Here is a 22,672-nt window from a genome sequence, read left to right as displayed (position 1 = left end):
AAATGTGAACAGCCCCTATTACGGTGGCGAAACGCTTTGGGTGACTACGTCTGAATTGCGCGAAACCTATGTTTTCGATACCGCAATCAAAGTGACAAATGAGGCCTTGGCTGACCATTCTGCGCTGAAACAATATCCAATCGATTCAGTGGTCATTGCGATGTACGGAGCGACGATTGGACGCCTTGGGATGCTTGGCAAATCGGCTTCAGTTAACCAAGCATGCTGTGTTTACGCGCAGCCTGAAAAATTTCATCCGAGATTCTTTTATTTCTGGCTCTGGATGCGGCGTCCAATCCTGATCTCATTATCTTCTGGCGGTGGGCAACCAAATTTGAATCAGGAAGAGTTGAAGCGAATTCGCGTTCCAATTCCACCGCTTGACGAACAGGAACAAATCGCCGCCTTTCTCGACTGGAAAACAGGCCAGATCGACGCGCTGATTGCCAAGAAACAGGCCTTGATCGAGAAGCTGAAGGAAAAGCGGCTGGCGGTGATTACCCAAGCCGTGACCAAGGGGCTTGATCCCTCTGCACTGCTTAAAGACACCCATATTCCTTGGCTGGGTGAAGTGCCGAAGCATTGGGATATAAAGCGCCTCAGATTTGCCACAGAGAAGATTGAACAGGGTTGGTCGCCGCAATGTGATAACCAACCAGCAGAAGACGAAGCCTGGGGTGTCATGAAGGTTGGGTGCGTCAATGGGGATCGATTTGATCCACTGGAAAACAAGGCGCTCCCTTTAGATTTGGTGCCCTTAGCTGAGTACGAACTTCAGCCAAAGGACATTCTCGTGAGCCGCGCAAATACGAAGGAGTTGCTTGGCAGTGCGGCAATTGTTCCTGAAGATGTGCGTGCCAAGCTGCTGCTATGCGACAAGCTATTTCGGCTTCGCACTGTTTCCGATGTTGATGGGGAGTTTCTGACTTTCTATCTTCGAACGCCTACTGCGCGTTATCAGTACGAGAGAGAAGCAACCGGGGCGAGTGGTTCGATGCAAAACATAGGACAAGGTACGCTTAAGAACCTTGTTGTGCCGTTGCCGCCAATTGATGAGCAGAGGCAGATCTGTCGGCGTATCAAGTTTGAAACCGAAAAACTTGATTTGCTATTGCAACAAAGTGAGTCTGCTATTGCCCGCCTCACCGAATACCGCACCGCCCTGATCACCGCTGCCACGACCGGCCAGATCGACGTCCGCAACGTTGAGATTCCCGCCCAAGCCTGAGTCCGCCATGAAAAAGCACACCGAAGCCCGCCTGGAAGATGCCATCGTCGATCAGTTGTGTTCAGTGGGCGGTTATAGCTTCGTCGATTACCGCGAAGGCCCGGCCAGAGATCGTTACGACCGGCTGCGGGCGCTGGACCCGGTGCTGGTGCTGGAGTTCATCACGGTGACGCAACCCAAGCCGTGGCAGAGCCTGAACGCGATTCATGGCGCCGAGACGGGCAAGGTGGTGCTCGATCATCTGGTCAAGGAGCTGGACACCAAGGGCATGCTCAAGGTCTTGCGTCAGGGCTTCAAGTGTTACGGCAAGAAGCTGCGCGTGGCGGTGTTTGCGCCGAACAACCGGATGAATCCGGAGACGCTGGATTTGGTCGAAAAGAACCGGTTGACCGTAACCCGGCAGCTTTTCTATGGCGAAACGCATGCCAGGAGCCTCGATCTGGTCTTGTTCCTGAACGGTTTGCCGTTGGTGACGGCGGAGTTGAAAAATCCGCTTTCCGGCCAGACGGTGGAGGATGCCAAGAAGCAGTACAAGAAGGATCGCGATGCGCGCGAACTGATCTTCGAGTTCAAGAAGCGGGCATTGGTGCATTTTGCTGTGGATCAGGACCAGGTCTTCATGGCGACGCGGCTTTCCGGCGACAAGACGTATTTTCTGCCCTTCAACCTGGGCAACCACGGCCATGCCGGCAATCCGCCGGCCGCCGATGGCGGTTACCGCACGGCGTATCTGTGGCGCGAGGTGTGGCAGCGTGACAGCCTGCTCGACATTTTTGGCCGCTTCATGCATTTGCAGGTGGAGGAAAAGCGCATCCTCAGCGATGAAGGGATCAAGAAGATCAGCAAGGAAACGATGATCTTCCCGCGCTATCACCAGCTGGATGCTGTGCGGCGGCTGGTCGCGCATGCGCAAACTTACGGGCCGGGGCGGAACTATCTGGTGCAGCACTCGGCGGGGTCGGGCAAGTCGAATTCGATTGCCTGGCTGGCGCATCGCTTGTCGAGCCTGCATGACGCAGAGGATAGAAAGGTCTTCGATTCTGCGATCGTGGTGACGGATCGGCGCGTGCTGGATCAGCAGTTGCAGAACACGATTTACCAGTTCGAGCACAAACAGGGCGTGGTGCAGAAGATCGACGAGGACACGCGGCAGCTGGTGCAGGCGCTGGCTTCGGGGACGCCGATCATCATCACGACCCTGCAGAAGTTCCCCTTCATTGCCGAAGCGCTGGACAAGCTGCGCGATGAACTGCCGCCCGAGTTACAGGAGGGGCTGGCGATTTCGACCCAGGGCAAGCGCTTTGCGGTAATAGTCGATGAGGCGCACAGCTCGCAGTCGGGCGAAAGCGCGATGGAGTTGAAAGGCGTGCTCAACGCGCATGGCGTGCGGGAAGAAGCGGCCCGCTACGTGCTTGAGCAAGGCGCCGACGAGGACGATGAAGCGGACCAGATGGCCGGCGTGGTGCGCGAGATGATGAAACGCGGCAAGCAGCCCAACCTGAGCTTTTTCGCTTTCACGGCAACCCCGAAATACAAGACGAAGAAGGTTTTCGACGAACCGGGGCCGAACGGCGAGGCGCCGTTTCACCTGTACACGATGCGGCAGGCCATCGAGGAACGTTTCATCCTCGATGTGCTGAAGCATTACGTGACCTACGAAGCCTATTTCCGACTGGTGCAGGTGGGTGACGATGATCCGCATGTCGAGCGCAAGAAGGCGGCGAGGGCGCTGGCGCGGACGCTGACTTTTCATGAGGTGAATCTGCGCACCAAGACCGAGGTGATGGTCGAGCATTTCCGTACCCATGTGCGCCACAAGATCGGCGGGCGGGCCAAGGCGATGGTGGTGACGGATGGCCGCCTGCATGCGGTGCGCTACAAGCAGACCTTTGACCGCTACATCGCCGAGAAGGGCTATACCGACGTGAAAACCCTGGTGGCGTTTTCCGGCGTGGTGGAAGACCCGGAGGCACCGGGCAAGACGTGGACGGAAGTCGGCATGAACGGCGGCATCAAGGAAACCGAGTTGCCGGGGCGCTTCGACAGCAACGAATACCAGGTGTTGCTGGTGGCGGAGAAGTACCAGACGGGCTTCGACCAGCCTTTGCTGCACACGATGTACGTGGACCGCAAGCTGACCGGCTTGCAGGCGGTGCAGACCTTGTCGCGCCTGAACCGGACCTGTGCCGGCAAGGAAGATACCTTCATCCTCGATTTCCGGAACAAGCCGGAAGAAATCTTCAAGGCGTTCAAGCCGTATTACGAGGACACGCCGACCGAGCCGCTGACCGATGCCCAGCACCTGTATCGGCTTTATCACCAGATCGAGGAGCTTGGCCTGATCTTCGAAGAGGAGGTCAAAGCCTTTGGCGCGGTGTATTTCAAGCCGCGACGCAAGGAGACGGTTCATGACCATGCGGCCATGAACGGCATCCTCGATCAGGCGGTGGATCGGTTCAAGGAGAGGGACGAGGAAGCGCGTGACAAGATCAAGGCGCTGCTGGTGAGTTTCCGCAATCTCTATGGCTTTCTCTCGCAGGTGATTCCCTACCAGGACAGCGATCTGGAATTGCTCTATACCTATCTGCGTTTCTTGCTGACCAAGTTGCCCAAGCGCGAGGGTTCTGGCCCGGCGCATCTGGAGGACGAGGTCGAACTGCAGTACTACCGCTTGCAGAAGATCAGCGAGGGCCAGATCGACCTGAACGTGGGCGACGGCCGACCGCTGAAAGGCCCCGGCGATGTTGGCACCGGGCAGCAGGACGAGACGATCCGTTTATCCGAGCTGATCGATATTCTCAACGAGCGTTTCGGGACCGATTTCACGCAGGCCGACCAGTTGTTCTTCGACCAGATCCAGGAAGAAGCTATCGAGTGCGAGGTCTTGCGCAAGGCGGCGGCTTCAAATTCGAAGGAGGATTTCCGCTATGTCTTCGAGAAGGCCTTTGAAGGGCTGGTGATTGACCGGATGGACGGCAACGAGGATATCTTCGGCAAGCTGATGAGCGATGGCGAGTTTCGCCGGTTGGCGATGGAGCACCTGTTGCACAAGGTGTATGGCGCATTGCAGGGCAGCGGGGGGCCGGACCGGCCTCGGATTTGAGCTTTGGCCTTCGGTGGCACTCAGAGTGGCCTGAGTTTGCCGAAATTGGCGGCAAGATGTTGCGGCGTGGGCGGCGGGCTTGAACTGCGGAAAACCCAAGCCGTGTTAACGGCTGGATATTGGTAGTGCCTATTCCTTCGCCAGCTCCGCCAGCAGCTCGCGCAGATTCTCCGGCGCATAGAAAACGTAGGCATTCCCCTGTTTCGTCTTGATCAGCAGCCCCAGTTCGTGGAGGCTCAGCAGGTCGCTGCGGGCGGTCTGGTAGACGACGTTGTGCGAGCGCTGGTGGGCGTCGACGCGGTATTCGGTGCCGCTGTTGCGCAGGGCGTGGTTGAGCAGGGCGGTCTGCCGGTGGTTGAAGCGGCTGCGCAGGCTGACCGAGGCGGCGAGCAGTTTTTCGGTTTCCTTCTGTTCGCGGCTCTTGCGATCCAGGTATTCGTGCAGCGCGGCGATGGCCTGGCGGATGGTGGTGAGCTGGTGGAGCAGGAAATAGGTGCTGTCGTTGTTGTCCGATTCGCTGTGCAGGTAGGCGCGCATGTACTTGGCCGGAGCGCGGCGGATGATGTGGCTGATCGAGGTGTATTCCATCAGCCAGTAGCCGCTGCGGGCGATCGACCAGTAGAAGAGGGCGCGGGCGGTGCGGCCGTTGCCGTCGACGAAGGGGTGGTCGTAGCCGATCATGAAGTGGAGCAGGATGGCGCGCAGCACGGGATGGACGAAGGGCGAGGCGTTTTCGTCGGCGTTGGCGAAGTCGCACAGCCGCTGCAGGCGTTGCGGCAGTTCTGCGTGGGCGGGCGGTTCGTGGAGGATGGTGCCGTCGCGCGGGTCGACCACGCGGATGTCGTCGGTCTGACGCAGGCGTCCGGCGTCGGCGGGGTCGTCCAGGGTGTCTTCGCTGAGGATGCGATGCAGTTCCAGGATGAGGGCGGGGGTCAGCGCATCGTTCTTGATCTCGCGCAGGTGTTCCATGGCGCGGTAGTTGTTGAAGATCATCTTCTCGCTGTGGTCGCGCGGCCTGCGGCCGCTCTTGAGCATGGCGGCGGCGACTTGGCGGGTGGTCGAGGCGCCTTCGAGCTGGCTGGAGGTGATGGCTTCCTCGATCAGCGAGTTGATCAGGTAGCGCTGGGGTTCTTCGCGGATCGGCGCGCCGGCCGGCGAGTGGATCAGGCCGGCGGCGTCGCGGTCGATGTGATGCAGGGCGATGAGGACCGGCGCCGGGGTGGCGAAGCGGAAAGCTCTGCCGGCCTTGTCGAACAGCGGCAACTCCTGCAGCAGGGCGGCCCGGCCGAGCTGGATGGAGGCCCACCAGGCTTCCTTGCTGGCGTTGTCCGGCGCTGGCCGGTAACGTAACTCGTCCCAGTGCAGGTAGCGACCGCCGATCAGCGGATTGATGTTGGCCGTGACCCAGGGATAGGCGTCTGGGCTGAGGCCTTGTATTAGCTGGGCGAAGTCGGGGGCGGTGGCGGGTTTTCCCATTTGTCTACTAAATTATTCGTCAATTAGTAGAGATTAGTATGGGACTGGCGCCTCGCAAGGTCTACTAATTTGTTGGCTTATTAGTAGTTGTTGGTAGACCCGGAGTCGGCAAGCAAATGGTTAAGCGCGTCTTGTCTTGGTCGTGCCATCGTGTTTGAGCTTTGGCCGAGATCGCGGAAGTCCATGAAGTCGTTTGCTTTGGCGTGTCAGCTTTCCGGTTTCATGTGAAACGGGGCGCTTGTCAGGACATCTCGCCGCACCAGGTTTCGCCCATTTCGCGCCGCACCGCTGCCGCGTCGTTGGTCGCGGCGAGCAGCAGATGCAGCTTGGCGAAGGCGGCCTCCAGCGTCAGGTCGCCGCCGGCAACGACGCCGAGGCGGGCGAGGGCGCTGCCGGTGGCGTAGGTTTCCTGGCTGACGCCGCCGTGCAGGCACTGCGTGACGTTGAGCAGGACGATGCCGCGGGCGGCGGCGTGTTCGAGCGCGGCCATCAAGGCCCGGTCGCCCTGCGGCGCGTTGCCGACACCGTAGGTCTGGAGGACGATGCCGCGCAGTCGCGGGTTGGCGCTCAGCGCATCGACCAGTGCGGCGGGAAAGCCCGGATGCAGGGTGAGGACGGCGACCGCCTGGTCGTCGTAGCTGGGAACGTTGTAGCGGCGCTCGCCGGCGGCGAGCAGACGGTCGTGATGGAGGACGAAGCCGGCGCCGCCCGCGCCGAGCGGCGGGTAATTGGGCGAGTCGAAGGCGGCGAGGCGGGTGGCGTCAAGCTTGCGGCTGCGGTTGCCGCGCAGCAGGCGCCCGCCGAAGTAGATGCTCACTTCGCGCAGCGCCGGGCTGGCGGCGAAATGCAGTGCGCCGCGGACGTTGGCGAGGGCGTCGCTGCCCGCTGCGTCGAGCGGGATCTGGGCGCCGGTGAGGACCACCGGCTTGGCGCAGCCGCGCAGCATGAAGGAGAGCGCCGAGGCGCTCCAGGCCATGGTGTCGGTCCCGTGCAGGACGACGAAGCCGGCGTGGCTGTCCCAGTGCGCGAGCAGGGCGTCGGCGATGGACGGCCAGTGGCCGGGGCGCAGGTCGGCGCTGTCGATCGGCGGCAGTTCGACGATGTCGTAGTCGGCCGCGGCGTCGGTCAGGCGTTGCCGCAGGCGCTCCGGGAAGCCGGCGAGTGGCCGGTAGCCGTCGGCGGCGGCGGCCATGCCGATGGTGCCGCCGGTGTGCAGGATCAGGATGCGGGTGGGGGATGGCATGGGATTTCCGGGCGGGGCGTTGCTGTTAAGTTAGCCGCTATCGCCGGCGCGCGCCAGCCTCTCGCATACAATGCCGGCTTTTGCCGCGAGGAGTTTGCCGTGCCGATGTTCGTCGATACTTCACCCGCCGGTCAGTGCATCTTCTGCCGCCTGATCGCCGGCGAGATTCCGGCGTCCGTGGTGTTCGAGGATGCGCAGACGATCGCTTTCCTCGACCTCGGACAGCTCAATCCGGGGCATACGCTGGTGGCGGTGAAGCGCCACGCGGCGACCCTGCTTGACCTGACGCCGGACGAGGCGGCGGCGGCGATGCGTACCGCGCATCGGGTGGCGCAAGCAGCGCAGACCGCCTTCGCGCCGGCCGGGCTGACGCTGCTGCAATGCAACGGCGAGGCGGGCGGACAGACCGTCGGCCATTTCCACATCCACGTCGTGCCGCGCCACGCCGACGACGGCGTCGGTCTGCTCTGGCCGCGCAAGGACCCGCCGCGCGAAGTGCTCGAAGCCTACGCGGCGCAGTTGCGCCAGGCGCTGGCGGCCTGAGCATGCGGGTCGTCGTGCAACGGGTGAAGTCGGCGGCGGTGAGCGTCGACGGTGCGGTGACCGGGGAGATCGGCGGCGGCCTGCTGGTCCTGGCTGGTTTTGAGGAAGGCGACACGCCGGCCGACCTCGCCTGGATGGCGGGCAAGCTGGTCCGCCTGCGCTTGTTTGCGGATGCTGAGGGAGTGATGAACCGCAGCGTCGTCGAGGCTGGCGGCGAGATTCTGGCGGTGTCGCAATTCACGCTCTACGCGTCGGTGAAAAAGGGCAACCGGCCGTCCTGGGGGCGGGCGGCGCGCGGCGACGTGTCCGGGCCGCTGTTCGCCGCCTTCGTCGATCAACTGGCGGCGGCGCTGGGCAAGCCGGTGCCGACCGGCGTTTTCGGCGCCGACATGGAAGTGGCGCTGGTCAACGACGGGCCGGTGACGCTGGCCATCGATTCGCGGCTGCCTGAATAGCCGGGCTCAGCTGGCGAAGACGCCGGCCAGCGGCCGCGCCGGCGAGGCCACCGATTGCCAGCGCAGGAGGCGCGCCGCGTCGCGGTTGCGGTAGCTGAGCAGCGGCATCAGGCCGCGCGCCAGCATGGCGATCGCCGCCGTTTCACCGAGCAGGACTTCGGCGCCGGGTTGCTGGCGGGCGTCGCCGCGCGCGTCGCGGACGATGTAGCTGGGCAGCGCATCGATTTCCACGTAAGCCGAGATATCCATCGCCTCGCCGTCCTCGGCGTAGGCCTCGCCGAGCAGGCGGGCTTGCGCGTAGACCGGGTTTTCCCAGGCGAAATCCTCGTGCGCCGCGCCATCGGCCAGTTCCTCGAAGGCAAAGGCGCTGACCGGGTCGGTGTTGCGGCCGTAGGGCAGGCGGCCGAGCAGGCGCGGCAGCGTCAGGCCCAGCCAGGCGGCGGCCTGGCTGCGGCGCAGCGCCTGCCAGCGTTCGGCGAGTGGCGCCGGTAGCGGCTGCCATTGCGCGGGGTCGGCGAGTTCTTCGACCGAGGCGCAGCCGAGCAGCGCGGGGCTCGCTGCGGCCAGGCAGGGAGCGTCGGCGGCCATCGCCAGGCGGGCCAGCGCGTCGAGCGTGTCGAGATCGGCCGCTTCGGCGGTGAAGGAAAAATCGGCGACGAGCAGCGACAGCGGGCCGTCCTCGCCGACGCTATCGGCGAGCGCGGCGCGCAGGCCGTTGCCGCCGGCGAGCAGGTCGGCCTGCAGTTCGTCGCGCGAAAGATCGAGCAGATCGACCTGAATCCCGTCGTCGCCGGACAGTTCGCTGACCAGATGCGAGATGCCGCGCCACGCCGATTCGAGGCGGCGGAAATCCGGGTGACGCAGGATAGCGCGCATGTGCCGGGCGATGCGCTGGTCGAATTCGGCCAGCGCGCGCTGGCTTAGCGCCCGGTCGTCGCTGCTGACGTGCTTGGCGACGACGTCGCGCACCAGGCGATTGACGATGTCGGCGGTGACCGGCCGGGCGTGCGCGGCGCTGCCGCCGAGCAGGCGGTTCAGGGTGTCGGTGTCGCTTTCCGGGCGCGCCGGTGCTTCGATCGAGAGACCGAGGTCGGCGGCGGTCATCGCGCTGCGTTGCGGGTCGGCGAGGGCGTCGCGGCTGGCGCGCAGCGCGGCAAAGGCCGGTGTGCCGTAGATGGCGTCGGGATGGAAGTCGTCGAGGCGGCCAAAGCGCAGGGTGCCGGCCGGCGCGGCGCGGTCGTCGCTGGCAGTCAGCGTCAGGGTCGGGGCGAAGGCGGCCAGCGTCGCCGCCAGGTTGTCGATGTCCACCATCTGCGGCAAGCGCTGCGCCAGCGGCTGACGCCGGGCCGCTGCACCGGCCAGGTCGGCCAGCACCAGGATGCGGAACGACGGTCGGGGACGTGCCCCCGGCTTCGTTTTGCCGAAACGGAATTCGAATTCCAGTGTGCCACTCACCTTGTTCTCCCGAGGGTTTTGCCAAGGTCGTTACTGTACCCGAGCTTGCCCCGGATATGCTCGCGGAATCGACGGGCTGGCGTCGTCGTCTCAGGGATCGTTGCGCTGGTCGTAGATTTCCTGGATATGGAATTCGAGGTCGGTCAGGGCGCCGTTCTCGTCGGCGTAGATTTCGCGGATGCGCAGGATGTCGGGCAGGGCCTGGCGGAAGGCCTGCATCAACTGCGGGTCGAAGTGGTTGCCGGTCTGCTGTTCCATCAGGCGCAGCGCCTCGTCGAGCGGGAAGGCGGGTTTGTAGGGACGGACCGAGACCAGCGCGTCGAAGACGTCGGCGATGGCGACGATACGCCCTGCGAGCGGGATGTCGGTGCCACGCAAACCGAGCGGGTAGCCGCTGCCGTCCCACTTCTCGTGATGGCTGAGGGCGATGACGCGGGCGGTTTCGAGCAGTTCGTTGTCGTGCTTGCCGATGATCTCGGCGCCCATCACCGGATGCTGGTGCATGATCTTCCATTCCTCGGCGTCGAGCTTGCCGGGCTTCAACAGGATGGCGTCGGGGATGCCGATCTTGCCGATGTCGTGCATCGGCGCCGTCTGGAAGATGATGCCGGCGGCTTCCGCGCCGAGGCCGTGGGCTTCGCCGATCAGGCGGGCGTAGTGGCTCATGCGCAGGACGTGGTTGCCGGTCTCGTTGTCCTTGAATTCGGCGGCGCGGCCGAGGCGGCGGATGATCTGCTGGCGCGTGGTGAGCAGTTCCTGGGTGCGCTGGCGGACCATCCGTTCGAGTTCGCGCGCCTGGTCGTAGAGGGCGAGGTGGGTACGGACGCGCGCCTTGACGATCGGCGGGCTGATCGGCTTGGTGATGTAGTCGACGGCGCCGAGTGCCAGGCCGCGCTCCTCGTCCTCGATGCTGCTCATCGCGGTGACGAAGATCACCGGGATGCGCCGGCGGTCCGGGTTGGCCTTGAGGCGGCGGCAGATTTCCAGGCCGGAGAGGCCGGGCATCATGATGTCGAGCAGGATCAGATCGGGCGGTTCGTCGGAGTAGATGATCTTCAGCGCCTTCTCGCCACTGGTGGCGACCCGCAGCCGATAGTCCGCGGCCAGGACGTTGCGCAGCACGTCAATGTTTTCCGGCGTGTCATCGACGACGAGGATGCTTTGCTTGGGCAGCAGGGGAACCATGGTGGCTGGACTCACTGGCGAAGGGTATCGGCGATCCGGTCGAGGATGTCGATGGCGGTTTCGAAATCGTAGGTGGCGATGGCGCGGGCCAGCGGATCGAAAGCACTGGCGTCGAGGCGCTGCCGCAAGGCGTCTTCGATGTCCTCGAAGACGCGCACGGCGGCGGCATCGTCGTCGGCCAGCAATTGCCGTAGCTGGCTCAGGCTTTCCACTGGCAGCGGCATCTGCCGGCTGACCGGGGCGGCGGCTTCGGCAGCGCCGCCGGTCGCGGCAAGGACCGCGGCCAGCGCGTCGAGCAGGCGGACGACCAGGCTGTCGATGCGGTTGCCGTCTTCCGGCGTCTGGCGCAGGCAATGTTCGAGTTCGGCGGCGAGGCTGACCAGGTGGCTGGCGCCGATGTTGCCGGCAAGGCCGCGCAGGGTATGGACGTGGAGGATCGCCTGGGCATCGTCGTGCTCGGCGCGGGCAGTGTGCAGGCGTTCCGGGAAATCGGCCTGGTCTTCGCCGAAGCGCTTGAGCAGGCGCTGGTAGAGTTGGCGGTTGCCGCCCAGGCGGGCGATGGCCGTTTCCTCGTCAAGTTCGCCGGCAGCGCTCGCTGCGGCGGCGCCGGCGGAGACGATCGGCTGCGCCGGCAGGCCGTTCAGCCAGTGGGCGAGGGTGGCCTGGAGATGGGCGACGTCGATCGGCTTGGCGACGTGGTCGTCCATGCCGGCGGCCAGACAGCGCTCGCGGTCGGGGGCGAGCGCGTTGGCGGTCATGGCGATCACCGGCAGGTCCTCGCGCCCGAGATCCTCGCGGATGCGCCGGGTGGCCTCGTAGCCGTCCATGACCGGCATCTGGCAGTCCATCAGGACCAGGTCGAAAGCGCCGTCGCGCACGCGCTCGACGGCGATCGCGCCGTTTTCGGCGGTACTGACGACCAGTCCGAAGTTGCGCAGCATCTCCTCGGCCAGTTCCCGATTGACTTCGTTGTCCTCGACCAGCAGCACATGACGCCCGCTCGGAATGGTGCTGGCTGCGACGTTGGTCGGCGCTTCGGGGACGCTGGGCGCGCGGTGCAGGGCGAGCATGATGCTGTCGAACAGCGACGACGGCGTCACCGGTTTGCCGAGGATGGCGCTGACACTGTACGGTTCGAGCAGTTCGTGCAATTCGTCCTGGTCGAAGGCGGTGATCATCACCACCGCCGGCGCCTGTGCACCTGGGAAGTCGCGGCGCACGGCGGCGAGCAGTTCGGCGCCGTCCATGCCCGGCATCTTCCAGTCGAGCAGCAGCAACTGGTAGGGCTGGCCGGCATTGTTTGCGCTCTGCAGTTCGACCAGGGCGTCGTTGCCGCTGCCGACGGCGCGGCTTTCGATGCCGAGCCCGGCCAGCATGTGGGCGAAGATCTCGCGGGCGCCGGGGCTGTCGTCGACGACCAGGGTCCGCAGGTGTTCGGGCAGCCCCAGGCGGCGCGGCGTTTCCGCTTCGCGGCTGGCGAGCTCGAAGGGTAGTTCGAAGACGAAGCTGCTGCCGACGCCGGGCTCGCTGCTGGCGCCGATGCGGCCGCCGAGCTGGTCGACGATGCGTTTGCAGATCGACAGGCCGAGGCCGGTGCCGCCGTACTTGCGAGTGGTCGAGCTGTCGGCCTGGGTGAAGGCGGTGAACAGGCTGGCCAGTTGTTCCGGCGTCATGCCGATGCCGGTGTCGCGCACTTCGAAGCGGATGCGCGCCTTGTCGGCGTCGGCTTCGAGCAGGCGGACCTCGACCCGGACCTCGCCTTTTTCGGTGAACTTGATGGCGTTGCCGACCAGGTTGAGCAGCACCTGGCCGAGGCGCAGCGGGTCGCCGAGCAGACGGTCGGGAACGTCGGGAGCGAGGTCGAAGAGCAGTTCCAGCCCGCGCTCGCGGGCGCGCAGCGCGCTCAGGTCGCCGAGGTGCTGCAGCGTCGCGTCGAGGCTGAACGGCGTGCGCTCGAAGCGCATCATGCCGGCCTCGATCTTCGACAGGTCGAGGATGTCATTGATGATGCCGAGCAGGCCCTTGGCGGCGGCGTCGACCTTGTTCAGGTAGTTGCGCTGGCGGACGTCGAGAGGCGTCTGCAGCGCCAGGTGGGTCATGCCGATGATGGCGTTCATCGGGGTGCGGATTTCGTGGCTCATGTTGGCCAGGAAATCGGCCTTGGCGGCGGCTGCGGATTCGGCGGCGGCGCGCGCTTTCTCCGCCTCGCGCTCGGCATCCTTCTGGGCGGTGATGTCGACGATGACGCCGATCAGCCCGCCCGGTGCTCCGTCCGGCGAGCGGAAGCCGCTCACCGCGTAGAGCGTGTCGCGCAGGCTGCCGTCGGCGCGGCGCATGGTGACGACGCGGCTGTGGCGGCTGCATTCGGCGATCACCCGTTCATCCTCTTCCTGGTAGGCGCGGCGCTCGTCTTCCGGCAGGTAGTCGAGGTCAAGGACGCGCTTGCCGATGAAATGGCCGCGGTCGATGCCGAAGAACTCCTCGTAGGCGCGGTTGCAGCCGAGGAAGCGGGTGTGTTCACCCTTGTAGAAGATCGGATTGGGAATGGTGTCAAGGAGGGCGCGCAGGAAGGCGAACTGGCGGATCAGCTCGCGCTCGATCTCGCGGCGGTCGGAAATGTCGAGAACGGTGAGCAGCAGCGAGGTGAGCTTGCCCTGATCGTCGCGCATGGCGCTGACCTGGACGTCGCCCCAGCGACGGTTGCCGTCGGCGTCGATGAACTCCAGTTCGTTGCGCAGGTTCGCCTCGCCATCGGCGACCCGCCTGAGCATCTGCTGCATGCGTTCGTTGTCGGCTTCTGCCAGGCAGAGGCCGTGTTCCTGGCGCAGGCTGTCTTCGCTGCGGGCGATAAAGCTGGCGAAGGCGCGGTTGATCTCTTTCGGCTGGCCGTCGGGTTCCAGGTTGACGATGCCGACCGCTGCGTTGTCGAAGACGGCGCGGAAGAAGGCTTCGCGCTGGCGCAGGGCTTCCTGGCTCTGGCGCAGGGCGCCGGTACGCATGGCCACCGTATGCTCGAGGTCGGCGTTGATGTCCTGCATGGCCTGGCGGCCGCCCTGCAGTTGCTGGCGCATGTTTTCCAGGGCGCCGGCGAGTTCCTGCACCTCCTGCCAGGGCGCGGTGGCGATCACCGGCGTGTCGAGGTCGAGGCGGCCAATGCGGTGGCTTTCCTCGGTCAGTTCGGCGAGCGGTTCGCCGAACTGGCGGGCCATGCGGACGGCGACGGCGACGCCCAGGCCGAGCGCGGCGAGCAGGATGGCGGCAAGCACCAGCAGGTCGTTGCCGGAAACCGGCACGAAATCGCGGTGCGGCGCGAGCAGCGCCAGCCAGATCCCGGTGCGACCGGCGTCAAGTTGGCGGAACAGGCTGTACCAGCGGCCGTCGGGACGGTCGACGCGGTCGATGCCGGTCGCCGGCATGGGGTTGTCCAGCCACTGGCGGCGAGCCTGGGCAAGTTCGCCGAGTTCGAGTTCCTCGGCACTCTTCAGCATCGCCTGCTGGCCCGCTTCCGGGCTGGCGAAACGCGGCAGGCCGGGCGGCGCCAGCAGGCGGCCGTCGTCGAGCAGCAGGCTGGCCTGGCCGTCGCGACCGATGGTCTTGCCGGTGGTCGCCTGGGCGATGTCGCGCAGGCGGACGTCGTGGGCGATCACGTGGTAGCTGCCGTCGCGTCCGCGCCAGCGCATCGCCGCGGTCAGCCCGGGCGCCTTGTTGGTGAAGAAGATGTAGGGCTGCGTCCAGTGGATCTGCCGGTTGTCGGTGAGCGCCATGGCGCCCTTGAACCAGGGGCGCTGGCGCGGGTCGTAGTCGCTTTCGCGGACGCTGACGCCGGTGATGCGGCGCTCGGCGTCCCAGGTGATCCAGTAGCTGACCCGGCCCCATTCGGCCGGGAAGCTGATGCGGTTGGTCCAGCCGCCATCCTTGTCGAGCAGCAGGAAGAACTCGCGTCCCGATTCGTGGGCGTAGATCACCGAGTTGATTTCGGTGTTGTTGGCCAGCACCGGGAAGAAGAATTCGTTGAAGCGCAGCAGGTCGCCGTGGTCGAAACTACCGTTGGCGCCCCAGGCATGGCTGTTGCGCAGGGCAATCTCGACTGAATCAAGGAGGCGGGTGTAGCGCGCTTCCAGCTGCTCGGCGGCGAGGTGCAGTTGTGAGTTGGCCAGCCGGTCGATGGTCGGTTCGCCGATCAGGCGGACGATGCCGACGGTGAAGGCGGCCAGGGCAAGCAGGATGAGCAGCCCGGTGCGTAGCACCAGGCTGTGGGCGAAGCCCGATTTTCGTAAAGAAATCTCGCCCACGGCGTTTTCCCCCGACCTGCTTTTGTTCGATGGCTGGTGCCCGGCCGTTCTGCTTGCGGCAGCTCCCCGCCAGCATAGCCAAGCGGGTCGGGGCGATCAAGGCACAACGCGGATATTTGCGCGGTCGCCGAGATATTCGAGGCGACGGTCGAGGGCGGCGGTGACGGAGATGCGGCCATCGGCGGCGACGCGCAGGACGAGCGGCGTGCCCATCTGGTCGGCCATCGCCCGCCAGTGCTCCGGGCCGGCGATGAAGATCGGCTTCGATGCGGCATCCGACAGCGTGCCGGCTTTCGGCCCGGCCGGGATGAGGACGGTGACCGCCTGCGTGTGGTCGACCGGGGTGGCGGTGCGCGGGTCGATCAGGTGCGAGTAGCGGCGGCCGTCGAGTTCGAAATAGCGCTGGTAGTCGCCGGAAGTGCCGATCGCCTCGCCGTCGTCGAGCTGCACGGTGGCCAGCGGGCCGGGCTGGCGCGGGTGCTGGATGCCGACCCGCCACTTGCGGCCTTCCTTGCTGCCGAGCGCCATGACGTTGCCGCCGATGTTGATCAGCGCGTTGTTGATCCCCTGGCTGCGCAGGATGGCGGCGGCGCGGTCGAGCGCGACGCCCTTCAGGTAGCCGCCGAAATCCAGTGCCAGGGCGCGCTTGCGGCTGGAAACCGTGGTCCCGTCGATGACCAGGTCGGCGATCGATGGCTTTTCCTTGAGCCAGTCGGCGAGCGCCTGCGGCTCGGGCAGGCGGGCGACGAATTCGTCGGCGTGGAAGCCCCAGAGCTTGATCAAGGCGCCGATGCCGGGGTCGAACAGGTGGTCGCCCTGCGCCGAGAGCGCCTGCGCCTCGCCCATGAAAGCGGCCATTTCCGGCGTCACCGTGGCCTTCCGGCCGGCGGCGATGGCTTCGTTCACGGCGGTCAGTTCCGACGGCTGCCAGGCGTGGTAGGTCCGGTGCATGCGGTCGAATTCGCGCAGCACGGCGGCGATCGCCTGGCGGCCGAGATCCGGGTTTTCGCCGACGACGACGACCTCGACCCGGGTCCCGAAGACGTAGGCCTGCTGCTCCTGCAGCGGGGCCTTGCCGCAGGCGGCGACGAGGGTGGCGACAAGGAGGATCAGGAGACGGCGCATGCGTGTTCGATTGCGGTGATGGTCGCACCGGCGGCGTCGAAGCCGCTCTGCTGGCGGATTTCGACCATGCCGGTGGGGCTGGTGACGTTGATCCCGGTGAGCCGCTCGCCGATCAGGTCGAGACCGACCAGCAGCAGGCCGCGCTTGAGCAGCAGCGGGCCGAGGGCTTCGGCGATGTGGCGTTCGCCGGGGGTGAGTTCCTGGACGACGCCGGTGCCGCCGGCGCTCAGGTTGCCGCGCGTCTCGCCGGCTTTGGGAATGCGCGCCAGGCACCAGGGCACCGCCTTGCCGGCGATGAGCAGGATGCGCTTGTCGCCCTGGGCGATGGCTTGCAGGTACTGCTGCGCCATCACGGTATGGCGGCCGTTGCCGGTCAGCGTCTCGAGGATGACGTTGCGGTTGGGGTCGTTGCGGTGCAGGCGGAAGATGCGGCTGCCGCTGTTGCTGTCGAGCGGCTTGACGATCACGTCGCGCTGTTCGTCGATGAATTGCTGCAGGCGGCCGAGGTCGCGGCTGACCTTGGTGGACGGGATGAACTGCGGGAATTCGAGGATCGCCAGCTTGGCAAGATGCTCGCGCAGTGCCCGCGGCCGGTTGAAGACGCGCACGCCGTCGGCTTCGGCGCGTTCGAGCAGGCTGCAGGCGGCGAGGTATTCGCCATCGACCGGTGGGTCCTTGCGCATCAGCACGGCGTCGAAGGCCTTCAGCGGCAGCCATTCGCGCTGCGTCTCGCGGTACCAGTCATGGTCGTCGGGACGCAGATGGAGGTGGATCGCCTCGCCGAAGCTGCCGCCCGGATGGTCGGCCTCCGGCTTGCGCCAGCCGAGCGTCGGCGCCTCGATGGCGAAGACGTCGTGACCATGGCTCTGCGCCGCCCGCATCAGCGCCACCGAGGAGTCCTTCCAGGCCTTCAGGCGATCCAGCGGATCGATGATGAAGGCCAGTCGCAGCGGCCTTTCGCTGCCGCCAAGCAGATGCCGTTCGAAGTGCAGCTGCTGGGTCATCGGCGTCAGGCCGGGAGGTCGACCGGCGGTGCCGTCCGTTCGAGTTCGACGGCAGCGGCGAGACAGGCCAGGCGGGCGACGACGCCGTAGGCGTAGAAGCGGTTGGGCGGCGAGTCGGGGTTGCCGCAGCGGTAGTCGGGCAGGTTGCAGCCGGTTTCGAAGGCCAGCGGCTCGAAATGCATGCCCGGCGCGTTGAGGTTCTCGTCCTTGCCGCGACCGGTGTGCACGCGGTAGAAGCCGCCGACGACATAGCGGTCGATCATGTAGACGACCGGCTCGGCGACCGCGTCCTTGACCGTCTCGAAGGAATGCACGCCTTCCTGGATCAGCACCTCGGACACTTCCAGGCCTTCCTTGACCACGCTCATCTTGTTGCGCTGCTTGCGGTTGAGGGCGATCAGCTCGTCGGCGTCGCGCACCGTCATGACGCCCATGCCGTAGGTACCGGCGTCGGCCTTGACGACCACGTAGGGGGTCTCGGCGATGCCGTATTCGCGGTACTTCTCGCGCACCAGGTCGAGCACTGCGCTGACGTTGGCGACCAGGCATTCCTCGCCCTGACGCTCGTGGAAGTTGATCGAGCGGCAGACCGAGAAGGCCGGGTTGATGCGCCAGGGGTCGATGCCGATGGCGCTGGCGAAATCGTTGGCGACCTGGTCGTAGGCGGCGAAATGGTTGGACTTGCGGCGCACCGCCCAGCCGGCGTGCAGCGGCGGCAGCACGTACTGCTCGTCGAGGTCGCTGAGGATCTCGGGAATGCCGGCCGAGAGGTCGTTGTTGAGCAGGATCGCGCAGGGCTCGAAGCCGGCGACGCCGATCCGGTTGCCGTCGCGGCGCAGCGGTTCGAGCAGCAGTTGCTGACCGTTGGTCAAGTCGACCGGGGTCGGTCCGGCGAGGTCGGGGATCAGCGAGCCGATCCGTACTTCCAGCCCGGTCTGCTTGAGGACGGCGGCGATCTGGGCGACGTTCTGCAGGTAGAACTGGTTGCGCGTGTGGTTTTCCGGGATCAGCAGCAGGCGCTTGGCTTCCGGACAGAACTTCTCGATCGCGCTCATCGCCGCCTGCACGCAGAGCGGCAGGAAGGCCGGGTTGAGGTTGTTGAAGCCGCCCGGGAACAGGTTGGTATCGACCGGCGCCAGCTTGAAGCCGGAGTTGCGCAGGTCGACCGACGAATAGAAGGGCGGCGTCGATTCCTGCCACTGGGCGCGCAGCCACTGTTCGATCTGCGGACTGGCTTCGAGGAAGCGGTGTTCCAGTTCTAGCAGCGGGCCGCTCAGGGCCGTGGTGAGATGGGGGACCATGGGCTGTCTCCTGGGTTCTGGCGCATTATTGTCGGCCGCGATGTTACACCGCGGTGCACAAAATGGGGCCGGCGGCCGCGGCCAGCCGCGCAAAAAGGGTAAAATCCCGCCTTTATTGAAATACTTGCCGGATCGGAACCGTCGTGCTCGTCGCTGCCAACATCACCATGCAATTCGGGGCCAAGCCCCTCTTTGAAAACGTCAACGTCAAGTTCGGCGAAGGCTATCGCTACGGCCTGATCGGCGCCAACGGCGCCGGCAAGTCGACCTTCATGAAGATCCTGTGCGGGGCGCTGGAACCGTCGGCCGGCAACGTCTCCAAGGACGTCAACGAGCGCATGGCCTACCTGCGTCAGGACCAGTTCGCCTACGAAGAGATGCGCGTCCTCGACGTGGTCATGATGGGCCACGAGGAGTTGTGGAGCGCGATCCAGGAACGCGACGCGATCTACGCCAACCCGGAGGCGACCGAGGACGACTACATGCGCGCCGCCGAGCTGGAAGGCAAGGTCGGCGAATACGACGGCTACACCGCCGAATCGCGCGCCGGCGAGCTGTTGCTCGGCGTCGGCATTCCGACCAGCCAGCACAACGGCCCGATGAGCGAAGTTGCCCCCGGCTGGAAGCTGCGCGTGCTGCTCTGCCAGGCGCTGTTTGCCAACCCGGACATCCTGCTGCTCGACGAGCCGACCAACAACCTCGACATCAACACCATCCGCTGGCTGGAGGACGTGCTCAACAACCGCGATTCGACGATGATCATCATCTCGCACGATCGCCACTTCCTGAACCAAGTTTGCACCCACATGGCCGACCTCGATTACGGCAAGATCACCACCTACGCCGGCAACTACGACGACTTCATGGAAGCCGCGCAGCAGGCGCGCGAGCGCCAGTCGAGCGCCAATGCCAAGGCCAAGGAACGGATCGCCGAACTGCAGACCTTCGTCCGCCGTTTCTCGGCCAACGCCTCCAAGGCCAAGCAGGCGACCAGCCGTCTGAAACTGATCGACAAGCTGAAGCCGGAAGACGTCAAGCCGTCGTCGCGCCAGTACCCGTGGATTCGCTTCGACTACGACGAGAAGCAGAAGCTGCACCGCCAGGCGGTCGAAATCGAGAACCTGACGTTTGCCTATGAAGGCAGCGCGCGCAAGATCGTCGACAACCTGACGCTGACCATCAACGGTGGCGAGAAGATTGCCGTGATCGGCGAGAACGGCGTCGGCAAGACAACCTTCCTCAAGCTGCTGATGGGCGAACTGCAGCCGCAGTACGGCACGCTGAAATGGGCGGAAAAGGCCAAACTCGGCTACTACGCGCAGGACCACAGCGCCGAATTCGCCGGCGGCCAGAGCCTGACCGACTGGATCGTCGGCTATGCCCGCGCCTCGATCGACGAAGGCGGCGACCTGGAAACCCTGGTCCGCGGCACCCTCGGCCGCCTGCTCTTCTCCGGCGACGAACAGAAGAAAGCCGTCAACGTCATCTCCGGCGGTGAACAGGGCCGCATGCTGTTCGGCCGCTTGATGCTGCAGAAGCCGAACGTGCTGGTGCTCGACGAACCGACCAACCACCTCGACATGGAGTCGATCGAGGCGCTCAACAGCGGCCTGGAAAAGTTCAACGGCACCCTGGTCTTCGTCTCGCACGACCGTGAATTCGTCTCCTCGCTCGCCACCCGCGTGCTGGAAGTCAAGGGCGACGGCCGGATCGTCGATTACCTCGGCGGCTACGAGGATTACCTAGCTTCGCTCGGCCTTGAATAAGCTGGCCGGCTAGGTGGCGGGGAAGGGCTGGAAAGCTTCCAGGTCCAATCCCTTTTCGCCCAGCCAGCTATGTGCCGGTTGCGGTCGGCCGAACAGGTAACCCTGCAGCAGGCGGCAGCCCATCTGGCGTAGCAGTTCTTTCTGCTCGGGGGTTTCAACGCCTTCGGTGACGACGCTCAGTTCCAGATCGGCTGCCATCGACACGATCGCGCGAACGATCTTCTGGTCCGACGAGCTGTCGATCAGGTTGCGGATGAAGGACTGGTCGATCTTGATGATGTTCACCATGAAGCTGGAGAGGTAGCTCATCGACGAATAGCCGGTGCCGAAATCGTCGATGGCGATACGCAGTCCGAGCGCCCGCAGGCGTCCCAGCACCTGGGCGACGTTGCCGCTGTCGCCGAGTAGCATGTCTTCGGTGACTTCCAGGATCAGCCGTTCGGCCGGCATGCCTTCCTCGGCCAGGATGGCGGCAACGCGTTCGGGAAAGTCCTCGGCATTGATGTCGCTGACCGAGACGTTAACCCCTAGGTAGGGACGGGAAGCCGCTTCCAGATAGGGCATGAAGGCCCGGCTGGCGGCACGCAGCATGCCCAGCGTCAGGTCGCGGATGCAGCCGGTTTCGATGGCGGCGCGAATGAATTCGGGCGGCGGCACCCAGCCCAGCTCGGGGTGCTGCCAGCGCGCCAGGGCCTCGAAGCCGGCGATGCTGCCATTACCGTTTTCGACGATGGGCTGGAAGAAGACCTGGATCTCGCCGTTGGCGACCGCATTCGGCAGCCAGGCCTCAAGGCGGAACTGGCGCAGCGCACGTTCGTGGATGTCGCGGTCGAAGCGTACCACTTGGTTGCCGCGCTCGCGCTTGGCTTCGTGCATCGCCGTGTCCGCCTCGCGCAACAGGCGGTCGCGGTCGATTTCGCCGGGGGCGCCCAGGGTCACGCCGAAGGCCGCCGATACCGAAAGGCGGTGCCCGGCAACGTGAAACGGCTCGCTCAGGATACGCTGGCATTGGGCGCACAGGGTTTCCAGTTGCTGCGCATCGGTGAGTCGGCGCAGGATGACGAAAGCGTCGCCGCTGAAGCGGATGAGCTGGGTCTGACCATCCTGGATGCCGGCCAGGCGCTCGGCGACGCAGGAGACGACCTCGTCGCCGAAGGAGTGCCCGTAAGTGTCGTTGATCAACTGGAAGCGGTTGATGTCCGCCATGACCAGGGCGACGCTGCGCCCGGCCCCCCATTTCCCGTGCAGGAGCTGTTCGTTGAGCCAGGCACGGTTGGGCAGACCGGTCAGGTCGTCGTGGGTGGCCTGGTAGTGCAGGGCGGCATGGCGCGAGGCGAGAATGCGGCCACGGATCAGCACGCCGGCGAGCACCAGGAGCAGCGCGCCGACGATGGCGGTGAAGCCGAGCAGGGCGCTGCGGTATTCCGGGTCGAAGATCGATGGTGGCCGGTGGCGCAGTTGGCTGCCCGGTGGCAGCTCGCTTTCGGTAATACCGAAACGCTGCAGTTCGCGGTAGTCGAAAATCAGGGCTTGCGGCGTTTCATAGACGATCGGGATGTCTTCCGGGCGTTCGCCGGCGAGCACGCGCTGCGCCATCCGTGCCAGCAGGCGACCGTTCTCCAGGCCGCTGTTCATGTAGCCGCCCAGGGCGCCGCGCCCGACGGTGGCGTCGAGGTCGGAATAGACCGGGCGGCTGGTCCGCGAATGGACATGGGCGACCAGGTCCTCGGGGCCCAAGGGGCGTCCGCCGGCAATCTGGGGTTGGGGCCCAAGGGCGAACAACAAGCTATCAGCACCGAGCAGCGGCAGGCGTCCGTCGGCTACGGCCAGATTCTGTGTTATCCAGTGCTCGACGTTGATTTCCGTGCCCAGATTCGCCAGTGCCTCGGCGATATGTTTTCGCATGCCAGCACCGGATTCGTCGGCGGCAGTCAGGAATACCAGCCGTTTGACTTCGGGGTGCAGGCGCTGGGCCAGTTGCAGGGTGCGTGTGAGATCGAAACGTTCGGCGACGCCGGTGACGCCGGCGCGTTCGCCGATGAGTTGGCGCGGGTCGTTGTTGATGCCGGCAAAGACGATAGGTACGCCGGCAAACATCGCGTGCCCGACGGCGAATTCCAGCGCGTTGTCATCGACGGCGACCAGCAGATCGAAGCGCCGCCCGGCATATTTTTCCTTCAGGTAAGCGGCAAATCGTTGGCGTGCTGCCGGGTCCGGATGGCGCTTGGTATCCATCCATTCGATGTACAGCACCGGGCGACCGGCCGCGACGCCACCCCACTCCTCGAAACCGTCGAGGATGCGGTCTTCCCAGGTGTAGCCATGGTGGTAGGAGAGGAGGACGAGAACCCGGGGCGATTCCTGGGCCGCAACCAGCCCGGCAAGCAGCGCGAACTGCAACAGGCAGGCCTTCAGCCAGCGCCGCCAGGCAGCGGATTTTTCTTTTCCCGTCATCTCTCGCTCCCGGTCTCCTTTGTGTCTGACGCCCCAAGTGGG

14 protein-coding genes are annotated in these 22,672 nt (G+C 65.2%); 5 read left to right on the top strand and 9 right to left on the bottom strand.

Annotation, left to right across the window (positions count from 1 at the left end; genetic code table 11):
- Positions 1–4 precede the first annotated feature (4 nt).
- Positions 5–1,228 carry a restriction endonuclease subunit S gene (locus ACLIIZ_RS00750; RefSeq protein WP_416690250.1) on the top strand — a complete coding sequence of 408 codons (1,224 nt, stop codon included), beginning with the start codon at positions 5–7 and terminating at the stop codon, positions 1,226–1,228.
- A 7-nt stretch (positions 1,229–1,235) separates the two neighbouring features.
- A complete protein-coding gene (locus ACLIIZ_RS00745; RefSeq protein ID WP_416690248.1) occupies positions 1,236–4,331 on the top strand; it encodes a type I restriction endonuclease subunit R in 3,096 nt (1,031 codons plus the stop codon).
- A gap of 129 nt (positions 4,332–4,460) precedes the next feature.
- Here the strand turns inward: ACLIIZ_RS00745 and ACLIIZ_RS00740 are convergent, their stop codons facing one another.
- Complete coding sequence (locus ACLIIZ_RS00740) at positions 4,461–5,807, bottom strand: Fic family protein (RefSeq protein WP_416690246.1); 1,347 nt, start codon at positions 5,805–5,807, stop codon at positions 4,461–4,463.
- Positions 5,808–6,048: 241 nt separating this feature from the next.
- Positions 6,049–7,050 (bottom strand): asparaginase, encoded by a 1,002-nt coding sequence (locus tag ACLIIZ_RS00735; protein WP_416690244.1) that lies wholly within the window; start codon positions 7,048–7,050, stop codon positions 6,049–6,051.
- A gap of 105 nt (positions 7,051–7,155) precedes the next feature.
- Here ACLIIZ_RS00735 and ACLIIZ_RS00730 point away from each other — a divergent pair, with 105 nt between their 5' ends.
- Together ACLIIZ_RS00730 and dtd are read left to right on the top strand one after the other, a co-directional pair.
- Complete coding sequence (locus ACLIIZ_RS00730) at positions 7,156–7,593, top strand: HIT family protein (protein WP_416690688.1); 438 nt, start codon at positions 7,156–7,158, stop codon at positions 7,591–7,593.
- Positions 7,594–7,595: 2 nt separating this feature from the next.
- The gene (dtd, locus tag ACLIIZ_RS00725; protein ID WP_416690242.1) at positions 7,596–8,048 is read left to right on the top strand and encodes a D-aminoacyl-tRNA deacylase; all 453 of its coding nucleotides are present in this window, start codon (positions 7,596–7,598) and stop codon (positions 8,046–8,048) included.
- A 6-nt stretch (positions 8,049–8,054) separates the two neighbouring features.
- Here the strand turns inward: dtd and ACLIIZ_RS00720 are convergent, their stop codons facing one another.
- The 6 genes from ACLIIZ_RS00720 to gshA all read right to left on the bottom strand — a co-directional run bounded on the left by ACLIIZ_RS00720 (position 8,055) and on the right by gshA (position 18,410).
- The gene (locus ACLIIZ_RS00720; RefSeq protein ID WP_416690240.1) at positions 8,055–9,503 is read right to left on the bottom strand and encodes a type VI secretion system contractile sheath domain-containing protein; all 1,449 of its coding nucleotides are present in this window, start codon (positions 9,501–9,503) and stop codon (positions 8,055–8,057) included.
- 90 nt (positions 9,504–9,593) lie between these two features.
- Positions 9,594–10,688 carry an HD domain-containing phosphohydrolase gene (locus tag ACLIIZ_RS00715; protein WP_416690239.1) on the bottom strand — a complete coding sequence of 365 codons (1,095 nt, stop codon included), beginning with the start codon at positions 10,686–10,688 and terminating at the stop codon, positions 9,594–9,596.
- Positions 10,689–10,699: 11 nt separating this feature from the next.
- Positions 10,700–14,980 carry a response regulator gene (locus tag ACLIIZ_RS00710; RefSeq protein WP_416690238.1) on the bottom strand — a complete coding sequence of 1,427 codons (4,281 nt, stop codon included), beginning with the start codon at positions 14,978–14,980 and terminating at the stop codon, positions 10,700–10,702.
- A gap of 96 nt (positions 14,981–15,076) precedes the next feature.
- Positions 15,077–16,105 carry an FAD:protein FMN transferase gene (locus ACLIIZ_RS00705; protein WP_416690237.1) on the bottom strand — a complete coding sequence of 343 codons (1,029 nt, stop codon included), beginning with the start codon at positions 16,103–16,105 and terminating at the stop codon, positions 15,077–15,079.
- Positions 16,090–17,109, bottom strand: coding sequence for a glutathione synthase (gshB, locus tag ACLIIZ_RS00700; RefSeq protein WP_416690235.1), 1,020 nt, complete (start codon positions 17,107–17,109; stop codon positions 16,090–16,092). Before gshB ends, ACLIIZ_RS00705 begins: the two co-directional genes overlap by 16 nt.
- A gap of 5 nt (positions 17,110–17,114) precedes the next feature.
- Positions 17,115–18,410 (bottom strand): glutamate--cysteine ligase, encoded by a 1,296-nt coding sequence (gshA, locus tag ACLIIZ_RS00695; RefSeq protein ID WP_416690233.1) that lies wholly within the window; start codon positions 18,408–18,410, stop codon positions 17,115–17,117.
- A gap of 143 nt (positions 18,411–18,553) precedes the next feature.
- On the opposite strand from gshA, the gene ACLIIZ_RS00690 reads away from it, so the two are divergent.
- On the top strand, positions 18,554–20,176 hold the full coding sequence (locus ACLIIZ_RS00690; RefSeq protein WP_416690232.1) for an ABC-F family ATPase: 1,623 nt from the start codon (positions 18,554–18,556) through the stop codon (positions 20,174–20,176).
- Between the two features lie 9 nt (positions 20,177–20,185).
- On the opposite strand, the gene ACLIIZ_RS00685 is transcribed toward ACLIIZ_RS00690, so the two are convergent.
- On the bottom strand, positions 20,186–22,630 hold the full coding sequence (locus ACLIIZ_RS00685; protein WP_416690231.1) for a putative bifunctional diguanylate cyclase/phosphodiesterase: 2,445 nt from the start codon (positions 22,628–22,630) through the stop codon (positions 20,186–20,188).
- Positions 22,631–22,672: the final 42 nt, after the last annotated feature.

The organism is Azonexus caeni, assembly GCF_048146105.1.
GTDB classification, from domain to species: Bacteria; Pseudomonadota; Gammaproteobacteria; order Burkholderiales; family Rhodocyclaceae; genus Azonexus; species Azonexus aromaticus_B.
Note: the sequence above shows the minus strand (reverse complement) of the source record. Positions and strands in the feature narration are given on the sequence as shown.

What these genes read in the sequence shown, in the direction of transcription:
- ACLIIZ_RS00730 (WP_416690688.1), top strand. Translation starts at nt 7,156, where the DNA reads ATGTTCGTCGATACTTCACCCGCCGGTCAGTGCATCTTCTGCCGCCTG.
- ACLIIZ_RS00740 (WP_416690246.1), bottom strand. Translation starts at nt 5,807, where the DNA reads ATGGGAAAACCCGCCACCGCCCCCGACTTCGCCCAGCTAATACAAGGC.
- ACLIIZ_RS00715 (WP_416690239.1), bottom strand. Translation starts at nt 10,688, where the DNA reads ATGGTTCCCCTGCTGCCCAAGCAAAGCATCCTCGTCGTCGATGACACG.
- ACLIIZ_RS00705 (WP_416690237.1), bottom strand. Translation starts at nt 16,105, where the DNA reads ATGCGCCGTCTCCTGATCCTCCTTGTCGCCACCCTCGTCGCCGCCTGC.
- ACLIIZ_RS00745 (WP_416690248.1), top strand. Translation starts at nt 1,236, where the DNA reads ATGAAAAAGCACACCGAAGCCCGCCTGGAAGATGCCATCGTCGATCAG.
- dtd (WP_416690242.1), top strand. Translation starts at nt 7,596, where the DNA reads ATGCGGGTCGTCGTGCAACGGGTGAAGTCGGCGGCGGTGAGCGTCGAC.
- ACLIIZ_RS00735 (WP_416690244.1), bottom strand. Translation starts at nt 7,050, where the DNA reads ATGCCATCCCCCACCCGCATCCTGATCCTGCACACCGGCGGCACCATC.
- gshB (WP_416690235.1), bottom strand. Translation starts at nt 17,109, where the DNA reads ATGACCCAGCAGCTGCACTTCGAACGGCATCTGCTTGGCGGCAGCGAA.
- ACLIIZ_RS00685 (WP_416690231.1), bottom strand. Translation starts at nt 22,630, where the DNA reads ATGACGGGAAAAGAAAAATCCGCTGCCTGGCGGCGCTGGCTGAAGGCC.
- gshA (WP_416690233.1), bottom strand. Translation starts at nt 18,410, where the DNA reads ATGGTCCCCCATCTCACCACGGCCCTGAGCGGCCCGCTGCTAGAACTG.